At 65.8% G+C, this 18369-nt stretch carries 13 protein-coding genes; 8 read left to right on the top strand and 5 right to left on the bottom strand.

All coding sequences use genetic code 11. The features are described 5' to 3' along the window. Window positions 1-183: 183 nt before the first annotated feature. Both FJ546_RS12595 and FJ546_RS12590 read right to left on the bottom strand, forming a co-directional pair. Complete coding sequence (locus FJ546_RS12595; protein ID WP_140889627.1) at window positions 184-1365, bottom strand: NAD(P)/FAD-dependent oxidoreductase; 1182 nt, start codon at window positions 1363-1365, stop codon at window positions 184-186. A 106-nt stretch (window positions 1366-1471) separates the two neighbouring features. Continuing rightward, a complete protein-coding gene (locus FJ546_RS12590) occupies window positions 1472-2980 on the bottom strand; it encodes a formyl transferase (protein ID WP_140889626.1) in 1509 nt (502 codons plus the stop codon). A 281-nt stretch (window positions 2981-3261) separates the two neighbouring features. Here FJ546_RS12590 and FJ546_RS12585 point away from each other — a divergent pair, with 281 nt between their 5' ends. Together FJ546_RS12585 and FJ546_RS12580 are read left to right on the top strand one after the other, a co-directional pair. Then, a complete protein-coding gene (locus tag FJ546_RS12585; RefSeq protein ID WP_181167916.1) occupies window positions 3262-5394 on the top strand; it encodes a Wzz/FepE/Etk N-terminal domain-containing protein in 2133 nt (710 codons plus the stop codon). Window position 5395: 1 nt separating this feature from the next. Next, on the top strand, window positions 5396-6727 hold the full coding sequence (locus FJ546_RS12580) for a VpsF family polysaccharide biosynthesis protein (protein WP_140889625.1): 1332 nt from the start codon (window positions 5396-5398) through the stop codon (window positions 6725-6727). 225 nt (window positions 6728-6952) lie between these two features. On the opposite strand, the gene FJ546_RS12575 is transcribed toward FJ546_RS12580, so the two are convergent. Then, complete coding sequence (locus FJ546_RS12575; RefSeq protein ID WP_140889624.1) at window positions 6953-8227, bottom strand: cellulase family glycosylhydrolase; 1275 nt, start codon at window positions 8225-8227, stop codon at window positions 6953-6955. After that, the gene (locus tag FJ546_RS12570) at window positions 8224-9393 is read right to left on the bottom strand and encodes a DUF1972 domain-containing protein (RefSeq protein ID WP_140889623.1); all 1170 of its coding nucleotides are present in this window, start codon (window positions 9391-9393) and stop codon (window positions 8224-8226) included. Before FJ546_RS12570 ends, FJ546_RS12575 begins: the two co-directional genes overlap by 4 nt. 429 nt (window positions 9394-9822) lie before the next feature. On the opposite strand from FJ546_RS12570, the gene FJ546_RS12565 reads away from it, so the two are divergent. Genes FJ546_RS12565 through FJ546_RS12550 form a run of 4 tightly spaced genes read left to right on the top strand, consistent with a single transcriptional unit; the run spans window position 9823 to window position 14788 of the window. After that, window positions 9823-11004 (top strand): glycosyltransferase, encoded by a 1182-nt coding sequence (locus FJ546_RS12565; protein ID WP_246686823.1) that lies wholly within the window; start codon window positions 9823-9825, stop codon window positions 11002-11004. Further along, on the top strand, window positions 11001-12302 hold the full coding sequence (locus FJ546_RS12560; RefSeq protein ID WP_181167915.1) for a hypothetical protein: 1302 nt from the start codon (window positions 11001-11003) through the stop codon (window positions 12300-12302). The genes FJ546_RS12565 and FJ546_RS12560 overlap by 4 nt, the downstream gene beginning before the upstream one ends. Before the next feature lie 3 nt (window positions 12303-12305). Beyond that, on the top strand, window positions 12306-13553 hold the full coding sequence (locus FJ546_RS12555; protein ID WP_181167914.1) for a GNAT family N-acetyltransferase: 1248 nt from the start codon (window positions 12306-12308) through the stop codon (window positions 13551-13553). 17 nt (window positions 13554-13570) lie between these two features. Next, complete coding sequence (locus FJ546_RS12550; RefSeq protein WP_140889622.1) at window positions 13571-14788, top strand: GNAT family N-acetyltransferase; 1218 nt, start codon at window positions 13571-13573, stop codon at window positions 14786-14788. A gap of 67 nt (window positions 14789-14855) precedes the next feature. Here FJ546_RS12550 and FJ546_RS12545 read toward each other — a convergent pair whose 3' ends face one another. Continuing rightward, the gene (locus tag FJ546_RS12545; RefSeq protein WP_140889621.1) at window positions 14856-15170 is read right to left on the bottom strand and encodes an EthD family reductase; all 315 of its coding nucleotides are present in this window, start codon (window positions 15168-15170) and stop codon (window positions 14856-14858) included. A gap of 402 nt (window positions 15171-15572) precedes the next feature. Here FJ546_RS12545 and FJ546_RS12540 point away from each other — a divergent pair, with 402 nt between their 5' ends. Continuing rightward, a complete protein-coding gene (locus tag FJ546_RS12540) occupies window positions 15573-15797 on the top strand; it encodes a hypothetical protein (protein WP_095775076.1) in 225 nt (74 codons plus the stop codon). Window positions 15798-15866: 69 nt separating this feature from the next. Further along, window positions 15867-18368 carry a DNA ligase D gene (ligD, locus tag FJ546_RS12535; protein WP_140889620.1) on the top strand — a complete coding sequence of 834 codons (2502 nt, stop codon included), beginning with the start codon at window positions 15867-15869 and terminating at the stop codon, window positions 18366-18368. Window position 18369: the final 1 nt, after the last annotated feature.

The raw sequence follows: 18369 nt of genomic DNA, 5'->3' as shown, positions 1-18369 counted from the left end.
CATCAAAGCGTGGCGCGTTGCAGGACTTTGAGGCTGGCGGGACAGCCCCCTTCGGCCTCTTGGCGCTCGTTTGCTACCAGTTGCTCCGCCCGCGATCACAAGGTCGGTGCGCTTCCCTTCTCCCGAGGGAATGCAGAACGGAACACGCCTCTGCCTTCGACGACGGGAGAAAGCTGAGTACCCTCACGCCATTCCGGGCTCCCGCCGCGGTCCCAAATGGCGCATCTTGCGGCCGATGATCATCAGCTGACGCGCCGTGTTGTTGCGCAGGCGCCGCACGCGCCATTCCAGTCCGGTCTCGGTGGTGATCTGCTTGGCGTAGAAGCTCACCCGCATGCCTGCCTTATCGGAGGCCACCTTGACCGGGTCGTCATAGAAAGCGCCGATCTTGTCGGCCGCCATGCCCGGTGTCTCCAGCCAGCGCGGAATGTGAACGGAATGGAGTTGGTCGACATCGATCATGACCCGCCCGATGCCGACGCCGGGCGTCGGGCATGTCGTGCTGAATGCGTCGCCGATGAAGACGACCCCGTCGCGGCGATGGCCTTGTGTCGTGGTCAGATTGACCTGCCTGACCTCGACCGGGCTCGCCACCTCGAAGTTACCGCACTGCGCCGCGATCTCGGGCATGAGTTCGCGGAGCATTTTCTGCGGATCGGCGCGGAAGTCCCGCGTCCATTGTTCGGCGACGGTGCGATAGACGAACATGTTCGCGCGCATCTTGTCGCCGATGGGAAAGACGGTGAGGTAGGCGACACGGTCAGAGGCTCGCTTGCCGTAGCAGGTGATCGCCCCAAAAGCGCAGTCACGCGGCGCAATAGCGAGGTCGAATCCCATCGACAGCGAATGCGCTTTCGACAATTCGATGCGTTCTACGCCGATGGTGCGCCGCACCGATTCGCTGTGGCCGGTGGCCACCACCAGCAGGCGGGCATCGATGACGGCGCCGTCGGCCAGCACAAGCCGCTGCCGGTCTGGTCCGGTCGAGACCTCGGCCACCTTGCCGACGGTGATCGGCACTTGCGGCAGTGCGTCGCGCAGGCCGTTGATCAACCTGCCATAGGAAAATGCGTACTCCCACTTCTTCTCGCGGGCGAAGAATTGACCGAGGCGGAAGACATCGATGTCGGTAAACGGGGTGACGAGCGGCATGACCATCTTGTCGAGGCCGAGCTTCTCGAACAGCTGCATTTGGTCCGCGCCGATCTTCTCGGCCCGGAACTCGTCGTGATGGACGCGGTGCGGATCGATCAGCGCCACCTTGCGGCCGGCGTTTCCCAACAGCGTTGCCAGGGTGGTGCCGGCCATTCCGGCGCCGATGATCGCTACTTCGACTTCGGTCGGGCCAGCCGCGGCGGTGGTCATGTCTTTGCCTTTCTGCTGGTCATCTTGCGCCTGCCTGCAGTGGAAATATCTTCCGGCCCATATCAACCTCAAGCAACCAGCACGGGTGGCTGGTAGTAACGATTGTTTACGTTAACGGCGAACGCTTCTGTTTCCAGCGCGGCGCGATCGCCGAGCCGTCGATGAATTCCAGGCCGCCCGCCTCGTTGAGCGTGTGCAGCTTGCGCCCATTCCATAGCGCCCCAGGCGTTAAGATGGTCTCGACGACTTGCTCCATGCCGTTCAAATCAAGGTGAGCGACGCGTGCGATGCCAAGGGCCGCGCCATAGCTCCTGCGGCAATCCTGCACCGGACGCAGCAGGTCGTTGCCGCGCCTGACCATGCGACCAGCCGGCCGCGCCGAGGCGATGTCGACCAGCACGGGGTTCTTGGGATGCGGTGTCCAGGGGCCGCGGAAGTCCGGCGCCGACCACAGATGCAGCGCATCGGAGAAGGCGCCGCCGCCGTCCCGGACGGTGGCGAACAGCCACCAGCGCCCGCCATGCTCGACCAGAGTGGCGTCGCTGGCGACGATGTCGGACAAGAGCGTGGCTTCCTTGACCCATCCGCCGGGGAAGGCGGTGGCGCGGTAGAGATCGACGGTGCGGTTTGCGCAGCTTTCCGGCACCATCCAGACCTCGCCGTCGCGCTCGAAGACGAAGGGGTAGGAGAGGTGGTAGGGCAGGTCGAGCACAGGCTCGGGACGCCCGATCGGCCCCGACGGACCGAACGGCACGGCGGAAATGATGGCCCGGCCGAGACGATGGATATAGTCCTCGACGAACAGGGTCACTTGTCCCTGGTATAGGATCGGGAACGGATCGGCGTAGAAGCGGCTGCCGTCGTCGGGCAGCACCTGCCAGCCGGTTGCCGGATGCGCGCGCAGATCGAACAGATCCTGCCCCTTGGTCTCGCGCCAGCCGACCTTCCAGTGGGGGGCGTTGTAGCAGAGATGGTAGATCTTCTGGACGATGCGCCGCGCCAGCGCCTTGCCCGCCCTGATGCCGAGCTTGGTGGTGGAGGGTATCCGTGGCGGGCCACCGGTCTGCGCCGGTTCGGGCAGCACCGGCAGGGCGGCCCGCGCCGCGCCGGTCATTGCCGCGAGGATCAGGCCTGCGGTGCGCGCCAGCATGTCCTGGAAGGAGGCCAGCGCGATGCCGCCATATTCGGTGCCCAGGCGTCCTTCGGCGACGGTGGCGCCGCTCTCCTCGATGCGGGCAATCGGCGTGCGGCCGTCGAGGATCAGCGCCAGCAAGGCTGCTTCGCCGGCGGCGCCGTCATAGGTGACGCGCCAGACCCGCGTTCCTTCCAGCCTCACGTCGCCGCAGAGGTCGATCACCAGTTCGGCAGAGGCGGGCGGCTGCGTCCGATAGGGTGCCAGCGCCGTCAGCGGCTGGCGCTTGGCCAGCCCGTCCGCCGGCAGGCCATGAATGGCTGTCTCAAGCTGGAACAATGCCGCGGCACTGCCTGGAATGCCGCTTCCAGCCGGCCTGGCATCGACGGACACCTCGACCTGCGCCAGTGCCGCCAGGCGCTGCACCAGCAGCAGGTGAAAAGCACGGACGCATTCGCTGTCCAGGCGCAGGCTCACTTGCATGTCGCACCCCTAGCATCTTGATTGGTGTCTGGCCGGTGTTCGAAAATAGGGCAGGAGAGATGGCCGCACGGATGGTCTGGACTGATCTGCTGCCCCATTTCCATTCGTCTCCTGCTCGCCAGCGCCCGTGTCGACACGCACGTGCCTTTATTAGGCAAACTCCGTGCCAAAAATCGGAAGAGCTCTCAACATAATTAACAGTGTTTTAACAGTTGGAGGAATAGCTAGGTCGAAGCTGCAATTTACACTTGCAGGCACATGGAGTGTTGTCGGAGCGACCTTTGCAATCATCCCTGCTCTCGTTGCCGCAACAACCCGCTCCGGAGGCGACGCAATATGCGCCGGAGCCAGTGCCGACGGCGCCCTACGCATCCTCGACCGTCGAGCTGGGTGACGTGAAGCGCATATTGGTGCGCCGCCGTTTCTTGATCTTGCTGACCGCCGCGCTGCTGACCCTCGGGGCGCTGGTCTATGGATTGATGACGCCGGCGCTCTACAGTTCGGTGGCGGAAATCCTCATCGATCCGCAAGACCTGCAGGTGGTCACCAACGACGTCAATCCGAGCCGCGTGCCGCCCGACGGCGGCATCACCATGGTGGAAAGCCAGGTCAGCGTCGTCCAGTCGACGGGCGTGCTGCTGCGGGCCATCCAGGCGACCAACCTGACCGAGGATCCGGAATTCAACGGGCAGGGCGGATTGCTGGGCCGCTTGCTCGGCGGCGTGCTGGGCTCGGGATCGGCCGAAACCGACAGTACGGGCAAGACGCTCGACGCGCTGCGCCGGCGGCTGGCGGTGAAGCGCGCCGACAAGGTGCTGGTGCTCGACGTGATCGTCACCGCCAAGAGCGCCGACAAGGCGGCGAAGCTCGCCAACGCCATCGCGCAGGCCTACCTGGCCGACCAGGCGAGCGCGCGCGCGAAGATGGCCACGGACGCTTCCGATTCCATCACCGCGCGGCTGGAGGAGCAGCGCAAGCGCGTGCAGCAGGCCGAGAACGCCGTCGAGGCCTACAAATCCGCCCACAATATGGTGATGGCGGCTGGCAATCTGGTCAGCGACCAGGAACTGACCGAGATCAACACGCAGCTTTCAGCGGCACAGAGCCGCACCGCGGCGCTGAAGGCGCAGGTCGACCAGTTGCGCCGCTCCGGTAGTGCGCCGGACGCCACGTCGGAAGCGATGCGCTCGTCGGTCATCTCGAGCCTGCGGGCGCAGGAGGCGACGCTTGTCGACCAGGTCTCGCAGCTCGGCACGGAACTTGGGCCGCGTCACCCCTCGATGATCGCCGCCCAGCAACAGCTGCGCGACACGCGCGCCCTCATCGCGCGCGAACTCGGCCGCATCAGCGCCGCCGCCGAAACCGACTACGAGCGGGCGCTGGCCAACCAGCAGGCGCTCGAAGCCAAGGTCGCCGGCATGAAGAGCAAGTCGCTCGACACCGACCAGGCCTCGGTCAGGCTGCGGGAATTGCAGCGCGACCTCGAGGCGGTGCGCTCGGTCTACGCCACCTATCTGCAGCGGGCGCAGGAGACGCGCGAGCAGATCAATGTCGACAGCACCAATGCGCGCATCATCTCCAACGCCATGCCCGCCCTGAACAAGAGCTGGCCGCCTTTGCCGCTGCTGGTTTTCGGCGCCCTCTTCGGCGGGCTGGGGTTGGGCACCGCGCTGGCGCTGATCGCCGAATATTCCTCGCCGACCGTGCTTTCCAGCGCGCAGATGCAATCGGCCATCGACGCACCGGTGTTCGGCGTGCTGTCGGCAAAGGCGGGCAGTGGCCGCCGCTGGTGGCCTTTCGGCGGCGCCGCCGCCGCGGCCGGCCAGAAGACGGATGCGGTCGCGGGCCTGGCGCTGAGGCGGCTGTTCGCCTCCAGCCGGCGTCCGCCGAACTGGCCGCTGGTGCCGTCCATCCTGCTGACGTCGCCGCCGGAAGACGCCGCGCATCGCGGCCGGGTGGCGCGGCTGCTCGCCAATGCCGCGGCCGCCAGGGGCAGCCGTGTCCTGTTCATCGACACCAATGCCGGCAGCGGCAAGAAGGAGCAGCAGCCCGGCCTGCTCGACGTGCTGCGCGGCGAATATGCCTTCGAGGCGCTCAGCCAGCATACCGCCGGCAGCAATGTCGCGGTGCTGGGCAGGGGCCGGCAAAAGGCCGTCTTCTCCGAGGCGCAGGGCGTCTATTTCACGCAGCACATGCTGGCCCAGGCAGGCCGCAACTTCGACCTCGTCGTCGTCGACGGCGGCGCGCTTGCCGACAATCTCAACGCCTCGCCGCTGGTCGCCATGGTCGACGAGATCGTGATGGTCGCGACGCTGAACTCGACACCGATGCGCGACGTCACGGCGGCCTCGCAGGCCATTTCCGTCATGGGGCGGCTGCCGACCGGCGCCTTGCTGGTCGACGAGGCTGCCTGACATGGCCACGACCGGGACCGCCACCCGGACGGCCAACCCGGCAGCCGGCTGGGCCGGTTCGGATCAAGCCCCCGCCCGCGCCGGCGATACCGTCGACTGGGTCACGCGCTTCGGCCTGGTCATGACGGTGGCGTTGCTGTTCGCCATCTCCGGCGGCATGCTGTGGCTGGTGGGCTACAATTACGATGGCCTGACCGGCAACCCTGCGACCAAGATCCATCCGTCGACCTATCTGCTCGTGCTGGTGTTTGCCTGGCGCGCCTGCACCTTCGGCAACCCGGTCGGCTATTTGGTGGCCGTCGCCGACCGGCGGCCGGCCAGCACGCTGATGGCGGTCATCTCGATCGTGCTGCTGGTCGTCGTCGTCGTCAGGCAGCGTCCCGGCATGGCCGGCATGATCGACACTTTCGTGGCGCCGGCGCTGCTGGTGATGATGCTGGCCGAGGACGACGAGAAGACATTCGCCCGGATGCAGACCGTCGTTCACGCCATCATGACCGTGAACGCGCTGCTCGCTCTGTTCGAGTTCGCCACCAAGACGCTGCTCTTCCCCTATCGCCTCGACGGCGAGGTGTTCATGAGCGACCTGCGCTCGACGGCGCTTCAGGGTCATCCGCTGTCCAATGCCACGGTCACCTCGATCTATGTGCTGGCGCTGCTCTCCGGTTCGAGATCCCTGTCCATGCCGCTGCGGCTCGGACTGATCGGCCTGCAATTTGCGGCCCTCGTCGCCTTTGGCGGCCGCTCCGCGATGGTGCTGACCATCGTTCTCGGCGGCTGCTACCTGCTCATCCAGGGGCTGCGCGGCTTGCGCTCGGGGCGCGTCAACCTGCTTGGCGCGGCGCTCGGCCTGATCCTTGCCGCGCTGGTGCCGGTGGTCATCGCGGTCGCGGCGGCCTACGGCTTTTTCGATGCGCTGCTCGAGCGCTTCGTGTCGGACTCCGGCAGCGCCAATGCCCGGGTCGAGATGTTCGAACTGTTCAAACATTTCGAACTGCGCGACCTGATCGTGGGGCCTGATATCGACCTCATCGAAAGCCTGCGCCGCATCAGCGGCCTCGAACAGGGCATCGAGAACCCGGTCATCCGCATGGTGCTCTACCAGGGCGCCTTCTTCACCTTGCTGTTGTTTGTCGGCTTCGCGCTGTTCATGCACGAAGTGGCGCGCCGCTGCCATGCCGGCATCTGGCTGCTGATGCTGGGCTGGCTGATCCTGCTCAACACCTCCGAAAGCCTGGCGTCGAAGACGACGCTGATGACCAAATTCGTGGTGATCGCGCTGGTGCTGTACCGGCCGGCGCGGGCGGTGGTGAGGACGAACAGGTCGCGGTGATCGTCTGCGAAGGTGCGTCTGTCGGCGCCGCGAACTCTGCCTTAAACAACACCAGGATTCTATCGAGCGCCTGAGCTTCCGAGATGCCTTCGGCGACATAGGCTCTTGCAGCATGGCGGGCGACGGCGAGCAAAGTCCCCACGCACCAGGCTCTTTCCATGTTGTCTCTAGAACAAGTTCTTGCGCCGCTCCCGGTTCCGAGCAAAGGCGCGATCCGTACCCCGCCTACTGCGGCATCCTCAACCCCAGCGCCTCGACCATCGCCGGATCCAGCGCGCGCGTGGTGTCGTCCATCATGCCCATGCCGTCGAAGAGGTCCCAGAAGGCCCAGGGGAAGCCGGCCGCCTCGGCGCTCTGACGGACATCGGAAATGTAGCGCGCGCGGTCGTGGTTGGGGGCGGCCGTGTAGCGGGTATCGGTGCGCAGCGCGCCGAATTCGCCCATGATGACGCGCTCCGGGGCAATGCCGTTTCTGTCGGCCCAGTCGCGCGCCTGGCTGAGATATTTGTCGATGAACCAGCGGTCGGGCCGGGCGTCGAAATAGACTTTCAGCACGCGCTCGGTTTCGGCGTAGGCGGCCTGCTTGTCCGCGTCCGAGGTCTCGGTATCCTGCGCCATGCGCGTCCTGACGGAGGCGAGCGTCGCGTCGAGCGAACCGGCGGAGGCCGGCCACGGCACATTGTTCAGCGAACGATAGACCGGCTCGCGCATCCAGGGTGCGCCTTGATGGCTGAACAGATAGGGCTCGTAGAAGTGGAAGGTGAACAGGATCGGCTCGAAGGCCGCCAGCGGCGCCGGATCGAGTGCCGCCAGCCCGCTCACCATCGAGCCGCAGCCGCCGGTGACGACCAGCGGCAAGGTGCGGGCTGTCGCCCTGGCCGCTGTCAGCAGGGCTGACTGGACCCGCGACCAGACGTTGGAATCGCAGGATTGCGCCGGTTCGTTGACCGGTTCCAGCGCCACCATGCCTGGCGTGAAGCGCGCCAGCCTGCCGGCAAGCTCGCCGACCAGTGCCCGGTAGAGGTCGAAGGCCGGAGCGTCGGTGCTGGAGAGCATGCGGTCGGGGTTCCAGTAATGGGTGGCGCCATTGGCCTGGACGTTGACGATGATGCCGAGACCGGCGTCGAGCGTGGCGGCGACGGCAGCATCCAGCATGTCCAGCAATTTTGCGCGCGTGGCGTCGTCTCCTGCCAGGAACGGGCCGGGATCGACGGGCAGGCGGATGAAATCGAGCCCGGTTTGGCGTAGCCGACCAAGGTCGTCCGGGGTCGGCACCGGCCGCTGCGACTGGAAGGGCGGCCAGTCATAGTCGGTGCGCGGCGCGGGAAATTCGCGTGTCAGCGAGAACCAGGGCCAGGCGTTGACGCCACGGCGGAAACGCCATGCGCCATTGGCGGCAAGGGCGGACGAGGCGGAAAGCGGCGCCAGCGATGCGGCGGCAGGCACCAGCGCCGTCGACAGCGCGGAGGTGAGAAGCCGCCGGCGCGACCAGCCCGTCATACCGCGCCGGGCGAGGGGCGGTCGATCGCGGCCGTTCTCGCGGCGCTCACGCCGAGAAGCCGGTAGGCCTCATTCTCGTAGGCCAGCAGCACATCCTCCCAGCGGAACGCTTCGCGGGCGCGTGTCCTGGCGGCCTCGCCGCAGGCCTTGACCAGAGCGTCATCCTCCATCGCCTGCTGCATCCGCTCGGCGCAGCTTTGCCTGTCGGTGAAATAGATGGCGGCGGCCCCGGCGACCCATCTGTTGTAAGGATTGTCGTGCGCGATCACCATGTTGCCGGCGGCCAGCGCTTCGACCAGCGACGGGTTGGTGCCGCCGACCGTGTGGCCATGCATATAGGCGCGCGCATGGTATCGCAGTGCCTTCACCGCCGCCTGGTCGTAGATGGCGCCGGGCAGGACCACAGAGGCGTTCGCCGCCTTGCGGACCGCGACATGATAGGGGATCTGGTCGGACAGCGTGCCCAGCACCACCAGCTTCATGTCGCGCTTGCGGCTGCAGAAGGCTTCGACGATCGGCAGGATGCTGTTGTCGGGCTCGATGCGCGCGATCGAGATCAGGTATTTTCCGGGCTCGAGGCCGAGCGCGCGCACCGGCGCCTCGGGTGCCGATGTCACCGGATCGGCGCCATAGGCGATGGTGGAAATGGCGCTGCGCGGCCGGCGCGTCGCCAGGTGATCGGCAATGACCGGATGGTCGGCGACCAGCCGGTGCGAAGCCCAGGCGCCGATCCACTCATTGAGCCAGAACCAGGTGCGCGCCGCGCGCCCCCATTTGGGGCGGCGCCACTCGATGCCGTCCATATTGGTGATGACCTTGCGCCGCATCAGCCTGAGCCAGGTCAGAAAGACCGCGCCATTATAGCCGAGCACCAGGCAGACGCCGGGCCGGCGCGCGGCGTCGAGCACGCATTGCCAGTCGAATTCCAACGTCGCGCGCGGGCCTTTCGAGGCAACCTGGACGTGGATGAGGTCGATGCCGCGCCAGCTGTCGAGGCGCACCCTCTGGTCGACCCGCTCGACCTCTTCCTGGCAGTAGACGCCGACCTTCCAGCCGCGTGCGACCAGGAAAAGCGCCAGTCTCTCGGCGAAGGTCTCAAAGCCGCCATGGGCCGCGGGGATGCCGCGCGTTCCCAGGATCAGGATGGAAGGCTGTTCCGGTTTCATGGCTGCTGGCGCTTTCAAATCCGTCCGATCCGCTGTGGAGGGCTGTCCCGTCTCAAAACCGCAGCCTTGCAAAATGCCTGCCAGGCCTGATTCCAGCCATTGTCGCATCGGGGTTGTAAAATATTTGTTCCAGCCGCCGGAGTTGTTTCACTATCGGTCAACTTTCCGAACGTATGTGTACCGAAACGAGGCGATGTCGGGGCCAGTCGGCCCGCGAATGGATATATTAGCCCGGCATGAACCTTGCTGATGGACTTCTGCGCGCCGGAATCGGCGGAAGGCGTGCAGCGTTGGTGTGGTGAACCGGATGCAGATCCGTTTCATGACCGCACTGAGAACCAGTGAAGTCCAAAAGGGGTGTTGGGCTTGACGTTTCCGGTCGCCGGTATGGTCAGGCGGCGGAATCGTCACACCACCCCTGGCAGAAAGATGCGCGCGAAGATGCGGATTGCCTGCATTCATCAGGGCTACGAACTCTACGGCTCCGACCGCAGCTTCGCGGAGAGCGTGGCGGCGCTGCGCGCCGCGTTTCCGTCGGCCGACATCGAAGTGGTCCTGCCGCGCAGCGGACCGATCGTCGAAATCCTTCAGCCCCATGCCAGCCGCATCGTCTTCGAGCCGCTCTGGGTGCTCAGGCGCCAGGCGATGCTGAGGCTGGCGACCATCGAGATGGCGCGGCTGCCGGTCGCGCTGTGGCGGGCATGGCGGCGCCTCAGCGTTTGCGACCTCGTCTATGTCAACACTTCGATCGTCGCCGATTATGCGCTGGCCTCGCGGCTGCTGCCTTCCAAGGCGCTGCTGCACATCCATGAAATTCCCGAAGGCGTGCTGCGCCGGATCCTCGTCGGGCTCATGCACTGGAGCCATGCCGATCTCATCTTCAATTCGAAGGCGACGCGCGACACGTTCGGCGAGCCGCGATCGGCGCGCTCCTATGTCGTCTATAACGGCGTTGCCGGTCCAGCGGCAGCGGAGGCGATGACCTATGACGGCAAGCGCCCGCTGCGGGTGCTGCTGCTCGGCCGCGTCAACCGGATCAAGGGCCAGGAAGTGCTTCTGGAGGCGATCGCCTCGCTGCCGGCCGAAGTCAAGTCAAGGATCGAGGTGCGGCTGGTCGGCGGCGCGTTCGAAAGCGTCGAGCGCGAACGCGCGCTGGCCGAACTGGTCGAAACCATGGGGCTGGCCGGACAGGTCAGCGCCTTGCCCTTCATCCCTGACCCTTCGGAGCATTATCGCTGGGCCGACATCGTCACCGTGCCGTCGCGGCGTCCGGAATCGCTCGGCCGTGTCGCCATCGAGGCGATGGCCTATGGCCGGCCGCCGCTGGTGTCGGCGATCGGCGGGCTGATCGAAGTGGTCGCCGACGGCGAGACCGGCTGGCATGTTCCGCCAGGCAATGCAGTAGCGTTGGCCGCGAAGTTGCAGGAGATCATCCTCGCCCCCGAGGCCTGGCGCGGTTTCGTCGCCGCCGGGCGCAAGCGCTACGAGACGGTGTTCAGCGAACCCGTCGCCGCGGCCGCGATCGCGGCGATCGCCGCCGACAAGCTGAAGGCTGCGATCGCAAGGCCGGGTCGGACGGCCAGCACCCGCCAGGCGGAGACACGGCCGTGAAGTTCCCCCTCCATCTGGTGCGGCGCCTCGTGCTGATGATCGGCGGCGAGGCGATGCAGAGCGGCTTTCATTTCGCCCTCAACATCGCGCTGCTGCACATGCTGTCGGCTCAAGGCTACGGCCTTTTCGCCATCGCCATGGTCATGGGCGGCGTCGGCCTGTCCTATATCAGGTCGCTCACCGCGGTTCCGGCCTCGATATGGATGGGCAAGAGCACCAACAGCGCCGGCGTCGATGCCCATGACGTGGCCTTCGGATCCGCGGCGCTGGTGGTGGCGCTGCTGATGGCCGTCGGCACGGCTGTCCTGATGCATCTCCTGGGCGACCCGAGCGGCATTGCGGCCGGCTGCTTCGTCGGTGCATGGTCGGTGCGCAGCCATATGCGCACGGCATTCTTCGCGCGCCGCCAGCAGGTGATCGTCTCCGTCAGCGACGCGGCCTTCACAATCGCAGGCACCGTGTTCGCCGGCCTGGCGATCTGGTTCGCCGAGGCCGCGCTGCAGACCGTGTTCTATGCCCTTGCCGCTGCCAATGTGATCGGCATCCTCGTCCTGGCCCGGCTGGCGCCGCGCACGCTTCGCATCAGCTTCCGCATGCCGACACGGCGGCGCTATACCAGACTCTGGCGTCAGCTGTGCTGGTCTGCCTTCAGCGCGACCACCACCAACATCCAGGGGCAATGCCTGGCACTGCTGGTCGCCGGCATTGCCGGACCCGCGGCTTACGCGCCGCTGGCGGCGGTGATCGTGCTGTTCGCGCCGCTGCGCATCATCAGCCTTGCTTTCGTCAACATGACGCAGCCGGAGCTCGCCAAGCTGATGCGGCGCAATGAAACGCGCCGCGTCTGGTCTCAGGCGAAGATCTGGTCGGTGGTCATGGGGCTGGGCGGCCTGGCCTATGGATGCGCCATCCTGTTCGTCCTGCCGATGATCAAGTCCCAGGCTCTGCAGGATGCCTCGGTCGGCTTCATCGGGCTTTTCGTGACGGCGAATTTCATCCCGATCATGCTCTACATCATGCCCCGCATCGTCCTGGAGATATTCGGTGATTTCCGCATCGTCGCCTTCATCACCATGGGCGGCGCCATCGTCGGGCTGGCGCTGATCGCCATCCTGCTGGCCGTCGCGTCCCCACCATGGGCGCTGCTGGGCTCCGCGGTCTCCGAGACCTTCGTGCTCGCGGCATCATGGTATTTCGCGCACCACCGCATGTGGAACATCGAGCATCCGGACCAGCAGCGTAACAGCCGTTTGGGCTCCTGGCGGCGGGCGGTCACGTTCGCCGCGGTAAAACGATAGGAGATGGATGTGGCTGGCCAGGCAGTGCAAATTGCTGCGGTGGATGACGGCTTGCCCGTAGCGGAAGCCTCCCGTCCTGTGACCGTCCCCGCGATCGATGCCTACACGGCGCGATTGCACACAAGCCTTGAAGCGGTCAGGCCGCTCTGGCTGCGCTTCCAAATGGACGGTGTCTGCACCGGCCACCAGCATTTTGCGTGGGTCGAGGGGATCGTGGCGCGGCTGATGCCGGCAGGCGCGGAGCCGCTCATCGTTGAAGTGAACGATGCGGTAACGGGCGCGCCCTTGATGCTGGTGCCGCTGATGCTGCGCTCAGCCTTCCAGCATCGCGTGATCGAGTGGCTGAGCTGTGGCGTGTGCGACTATTCGGCACCGCTGCTGGCCGATGCGGGTGCGTGGACCGCCCAATCGGCCCAGGCTGCGTGGGCGGCGGTGCGTTCCGTGCTGCCGTCGGCGGATCGCTTCCATATCACGGGAATACCGCGGCAGATCAGCGGCGTCGCCAATCCCCTGGCCTTGCTGACGACCACACGCGATTCCGTGCAGACCACCTTTGGTCTTGCCATCGACGGCGACCCGGAAACCGTGCTCAAGCGTCTCTGCAGGCCATCTTTCGTCAAGGAATTCGGCAAGGACTGGCGCCGGCTTGAAAGGCTCGGCGATGTGGAACTCGTCCAAGCCGTTTCGCCGGACCAGGTGGAGGAAATCTTCGGCGAACTGGTCCGGATGCGGCTCAGCCGCTTCCGCGAGCTTGGCCGCTTCGACCTGCTGACGCAGGAGGCGGTTGTCGATTTCTACCGTGCCGCGGCCATTCAGGGCTTGTCGGACGGTTCGGTGCGGCTCTTCGGGCTGCGCGTCGGCGGCTCCCTGATCGCGGTTCAATATCTGCTTGTCCATCAAGGGACTGTTCATGCTCTCCTGATAGCTATGGACCAGAGCGTCGTGCCCAACGTCTCACCTGGAATGGCGATCATTGGCAGGTTGATGAGGTGGGCACGCGAGCAAGACCTTGGTTATTTCGACCTGTCGGTCGGCAACCAGAGCTACAAGGAACACATGGGCGCCAAGGGTTCGGTTCTTGTGGAACTCTGCCATGGGTACACGATGCGGGGCAGGGCGGCGAGCAACGCCATCGATCTGCGCAACCGGACCGAGGCCTTCGTGCGATCCAACCCACGGCTGCTCAACGTGGCCCAGAGACTGATGCGAGGTTTGCGGCGTTCGCGTGGAGGACGTCGAGAGCAGGCCTGAACGGACGGGAGAAGTACGTGGCAGGCCAGGCAGTACGAATAGTCGCGGTGGGGGATGCACCGGACCAACCTCTTTCCCCAATTATCGCCGGTTGGGGCGCCGCGCGCTTTGCCGCGCGGCTGCACACCAGCTTCGATTCCGTAAGGCCGCTGTGGCTGCGCCTCGAGGCGACCGGCGTGTGCACGGGCCATCAGGGCCTTGCCTGGGTGGAAGGGATCGCAAACCGTCTGATGCCCAAAAGCGCGGAACTGCTGGTCGTCGAGGTCAACGGCGATACGGGCGCGCCGGTCATGCTGTTGCCGCTGATGCGCCGCCGGGCCATGGGCCATTATGTAATCGAATGGCTGAGCTGCGGCGTATGCGATTATTCCGCGCCGCTGCTGGCCGATGCGAGACCCTGGACCACGCAGAGCGCCGACGCCGCCTGGGCGGCGGTGCGCGCCGTGCTGCCGCCGACGGACCGCTTCCACATAGCGGGGATTCCGCGGGAGATTCACGGCGTCGCCAATCCGCTGGCGCTGCTTTCACAGGCGCGCGATTCCATCCAGATCGCTTCGAGCCTGGCCCTGAATGGCGATCCGCAGACGCTGATCAAGCGCATCTGCAAATCGTCCTTCGCCAAGAATTTCCACAAGCACTGCCGCCGCTTCGAACAGATGGGCAAGCTCGACCTGGTCGAAGCCGAGACGCCCGACATGGTGGAGGCGCATTTCGCGACCCTGCTCGAGCTCAGGCTCAACCGCTTCCGCGAGCTCGGGCGCTTCGACCTCCTGACGCAGGCGCCGGTCGTCGATTTCTACCGCAACGCCGCGCTGCAAGGCCTGTCCGACGGCTCTGTACGGCTGTTTGGGCTGCGTGTCGGTGACGCCTATCTCGCGGTCATGTACGTGCTTGTCATGAAGGGCACCTTGCACGCGCTTCTGCTCGGGATCGATCAGGACGCGGTGGCCAACGCCGCGCCAGGCCTGACGACGATTGGCAAGCTGATGATGTGGGGGGTGACGCAGGGGCTCGACTGTTTCGACCTGTCGGTCGGCAGCCAGGGCTACAAGCAGCACATCGGCGCTTCGAGCGCGGTGCTGGCAGAATTGTGCGAGGCGGTGACGCTGCGCGGCCGGGGCTCGACCGCCTATATCCAGCTGCGCGGGAAGATCGAGCTTTTCGTGCGCTCCAAGCCCGGGCTGTACAAGGCCGTGCAGGGCGTGATGCAGCGGTTTCGGCGACTGAAGAATTGAAGAAATCGCTGCTCCCGAAGTGGCTTCGGGAGCAGCGATTGACGGCTGCGCGCGACGAGGTGACCGCTCACAGCGGCTCGGTGTCGAAAAGCAGCATCGTCACCAGATCGTCATCCCCGGCGAGTTTGCGCCGATCCACCGCGCAGGCCCGGCCGATCTCGCTGTCAAAGGCCGTGCGAATGGCCTCCAGACTGTCGAAATAGAGGATCGCGACCCTGTAGGGCGTCTCGCCCGGCAGGACATTCATGATCGGCGACCGGCTGATCTCGTAGCGCCGCAGTCCGGGCAATTGCTTGGCCAGCGGCACGTGAATGTCGTGGTAATGGCGCTCGAAGGCCGCCGGATCGGCGGGGTTTTTGTAGATGACAAGCATCTTGGCCATGGTGGTGCTCCCTGTTTGAGGTGACCGCGCCGCGTCGGCGCCGCACCAATGTCGTTCGCCGGGAGCGCATTTCGACAGGCATGCGGGGTTTTCGCGAGACTAACGGCATGGGCCGGCGCCAGAAGATATTCCGCGCATCGCCATCTCGGCCGCCGACTGCACGGCGCAGTTGATCCATGTCAAAGCGGATCGTCGTCGACGCTTTTATCTGGTCCACTGTCTTGGGAAGGACACAAGGCGGTGGTGGTTCCGGGCCGGCAAGCTGAAAACAGCTCCGGTCCGGACTGCTTGCAAGCTTTTGCCGGTCCGCGCCGTGTTCATGCCCGAAATTGACAGGAGGGCGTGTCTCCGTCATCCTTGAGCCCAGTCGCCCGACGTGTCAGGGCGACCGAGGGCAGCGTCATGTTCAGTCCCGTAACCGGCCAGAATGCCAAGCGCGCCGCGGTGCGCAAGGCGCTCGACGCCCACAAGGTCTACATCACCGCGCAAAGCTTTTCGGACGGGGCCTACCGCGCACGCGTGCTGGTCGACGGCGAGGCCTATTGGGTGGATGAGTTCCGGCTCGCCCAGCTGCAGCAGGGCCTGTCGCCGGCCGAGCTCGAGCTGACCCCGGCTGCCGACGATTGAGAGCGTGACTTCCATCCGTTCCGGAACGCGGCGGTTGCTCCTGCTTGCCATGCGCTTCGGTCCTTGATCATGCCCGCTTCCGCCAAACTCAAAACCTATCGCGCCAAGCGCGAATTTTCCAAAACGCCGGAACCGGCCGGCGGGCCGATCACCGGCGACGGCAACGGCTTCGTCGTCCACAAGCATCACGCCACCGCGGACCATTATGATCTGCGCCTGCAGGTCGGCGACGTGCTGAAGAGCTGGGCGGTGCCGCGCGGACCTTCGCTCAACCCGGCCGACAAGCGGCTGGCGGTCGAGACCGAGGACCATCCGCTCGAATATATCGATTTCGAGGGCGTCATTCCCGAGGGTGAATATGGCGGCGGGCCGATGATCGTCTGGGACACCGGCACCTGGGCGCCGATGGACGATGTCGAGAAGAGCCTGCGCACCGGCGCTTTCAAGTTCCGGCTGGCCGGCGAAAAGCTCAATGGCGGCTGGATGCTGACCCGCCTGAAGCCCAAGCCCGGCGAGGACGAGAACAAGAAGAACTGGCTGCTGTTCAAGGAGCGCGACCTGGCCGCCGACACGGCGCTGAATGTTCTGGAGGCGCGGCCGGAAAGCGTGAAATCCGGCCTGCGCATCGAGGAACTGGCGGCCGCCGCGAAACCGGCGGCGAAGTCCGCGCCAAAGCCGGGTTCCCTGAAGCCCGGCGAACTGCCCGGCGCGGTGAAGGCGCCGGCGCTCAGCCGCATCGAGCCGCAGCTGGCGACGCAGGCGCCGAGGCCGCCGGGCGGCGAAGGCCCTGGCGAGAACACCAACGAACTCTGGCTGCACGAGATCAAATTCGACGGCTACCGCACCATGGCGCATCTGTCCGACCGGCAGGTGCGGCTGATCACCCGCGGCGGCATCGACTGGACGAAGCGCTATGGCGACCTGCCGCATGCCTTCGCCAGACTGCCATGCCGCGAGGCGATCATCGACGGCGAGATCGTCGTGCTCGACGCCAAGGGCATCAGCCGCTTCGCGCTGCTGCAGGACGCGCTGGCCGAGGGCGCCGGCAGCAAGCTGCATTTCTATGCCTTCGACCTCCTGCATCTCGACGGCTGGGACTTGCTGAAGGCACCGCTCATCCGGCGCAAGGCGCTGCTGGCCGAGCTGCTTGGCGGGCTCGGGGCGAATTCCGCCATCCAGTTTTCCGACCATGTCGAGGGCTCGGGGCAGGGGCTCTATGACCAGGCGACGGAGCTCGGACTCGAAGGCGTCGTCTCCAAGCGCGCCTCCGCGATCTACCAGAGCGGCCGCACCAAGAGCTGGACCAAGTGCAAGGCGCTGCAGAAGGACGATTTCGTCATCGCGGGTTACACGATTTCGGACGCCGCGGAAGGGCTGGCGGCACTCGGCATGGCCGAATGGGAGAAAGGCGAGCTGCACTATCGCGGCAAGGTCGGCACCGGCTTCGATGCCGAGACGGCAGCCGACCTGCTCGCCCGGCTGGAGCCGCTGACTTCCGGCGCCACGGCGCCGGAAGGCGTGCCGCGCGAGATCATGCGCGAGATGCACTGGGTGAAGCCGCTGTTTTCGGCGCGCATCCATTATGCCAACCGCACGGCGGACAATGCGTTGCGCCATGGCGTGTTTCGCGGTCTCAGGGATGTCGGCCTGTCGACGCCGGTCTCGGCCAAGCGCAAGCGGCTGATCTCGGAGGCGGATCTCGCCACCATCTGGGTGACCAATCCGGAGCGGCGGCTGTTCGGCAAGACCGGGCCGACCAAGCTCGACATCGCCGTCTATTACGCGCTGGTCGGCGACTTCATGCTGCCGCACATCCTCGGCCGCCCGGTGTCGCTGGTGCGCTGCCCGACCGGGCTGCCAAAGGACTGTTTCTTCCAGCGCCACGCCTTCACCGGTATGCCGCCCTCGGTGGTGACGTTCCAGGCGACCAATTCCGAGGGCGAGACCAAATCCTACCTCTCGGTCGAAGGGGCAAAAGGCTATCTGGCGCTGGCGCAGTTCGGCGTCGTCGAGTTCCACACCTGGGGCACGCACCGCTTGAGCCTCGACAAGCCCGACCAGATCGTCTTCGACCTCGACCCGGGCGAGGGGATTTCCTGGCGCGAAGTGGTGGAAGCCGCCGTCCACATCAAGGGCGAGCTCGAGGGGCTGGGGCTGGTGCCGTTCGCCAAGACGTCCGGCGGCAGCGGCATCCACATCACCGTGCCGGTGACACCCAAGCAGAACTGGAAGAAGCTGCACCAGGCGACCAGCGCCATCTCCACGCATCTGGCGGCGACCGCGCCCGACACATTCACCACCACCATGGGCAAGGAAAACCGCAAGAAGCGCATCTTCATCGACTATCACCGCAACGCGCGCGGCCACACTTCCGCGGCGCCTTATTCACTGCGCGCCCGCACCAATTTGCCGGCCTCGACGCCGGTGAGCTGGAGCGACCTGGAGGCGATCGACGCGCCGCAGGACCTGAATTATTCGTCGCTGCCGGGGCTGCTGGAGACGTCGGGTGATCCCTGGGCGGATATCGAGGATTTTGCCAGCGATTTGCCTACCCATCTTTCGTCATCCTAGG

This window comes from Mesorhizobium sp. B2-4-19, assembly GCF_006441315.1.
Taxonomy (GTDB): Bacteria; Pseudomonadota; Alphaproteobacteria; order Rhizobiales; family Rhizobiaceae; genus Mesorhizobium.
This window is presented reverse-complemented; position numbering and strand designations above follow the sequence as displayed.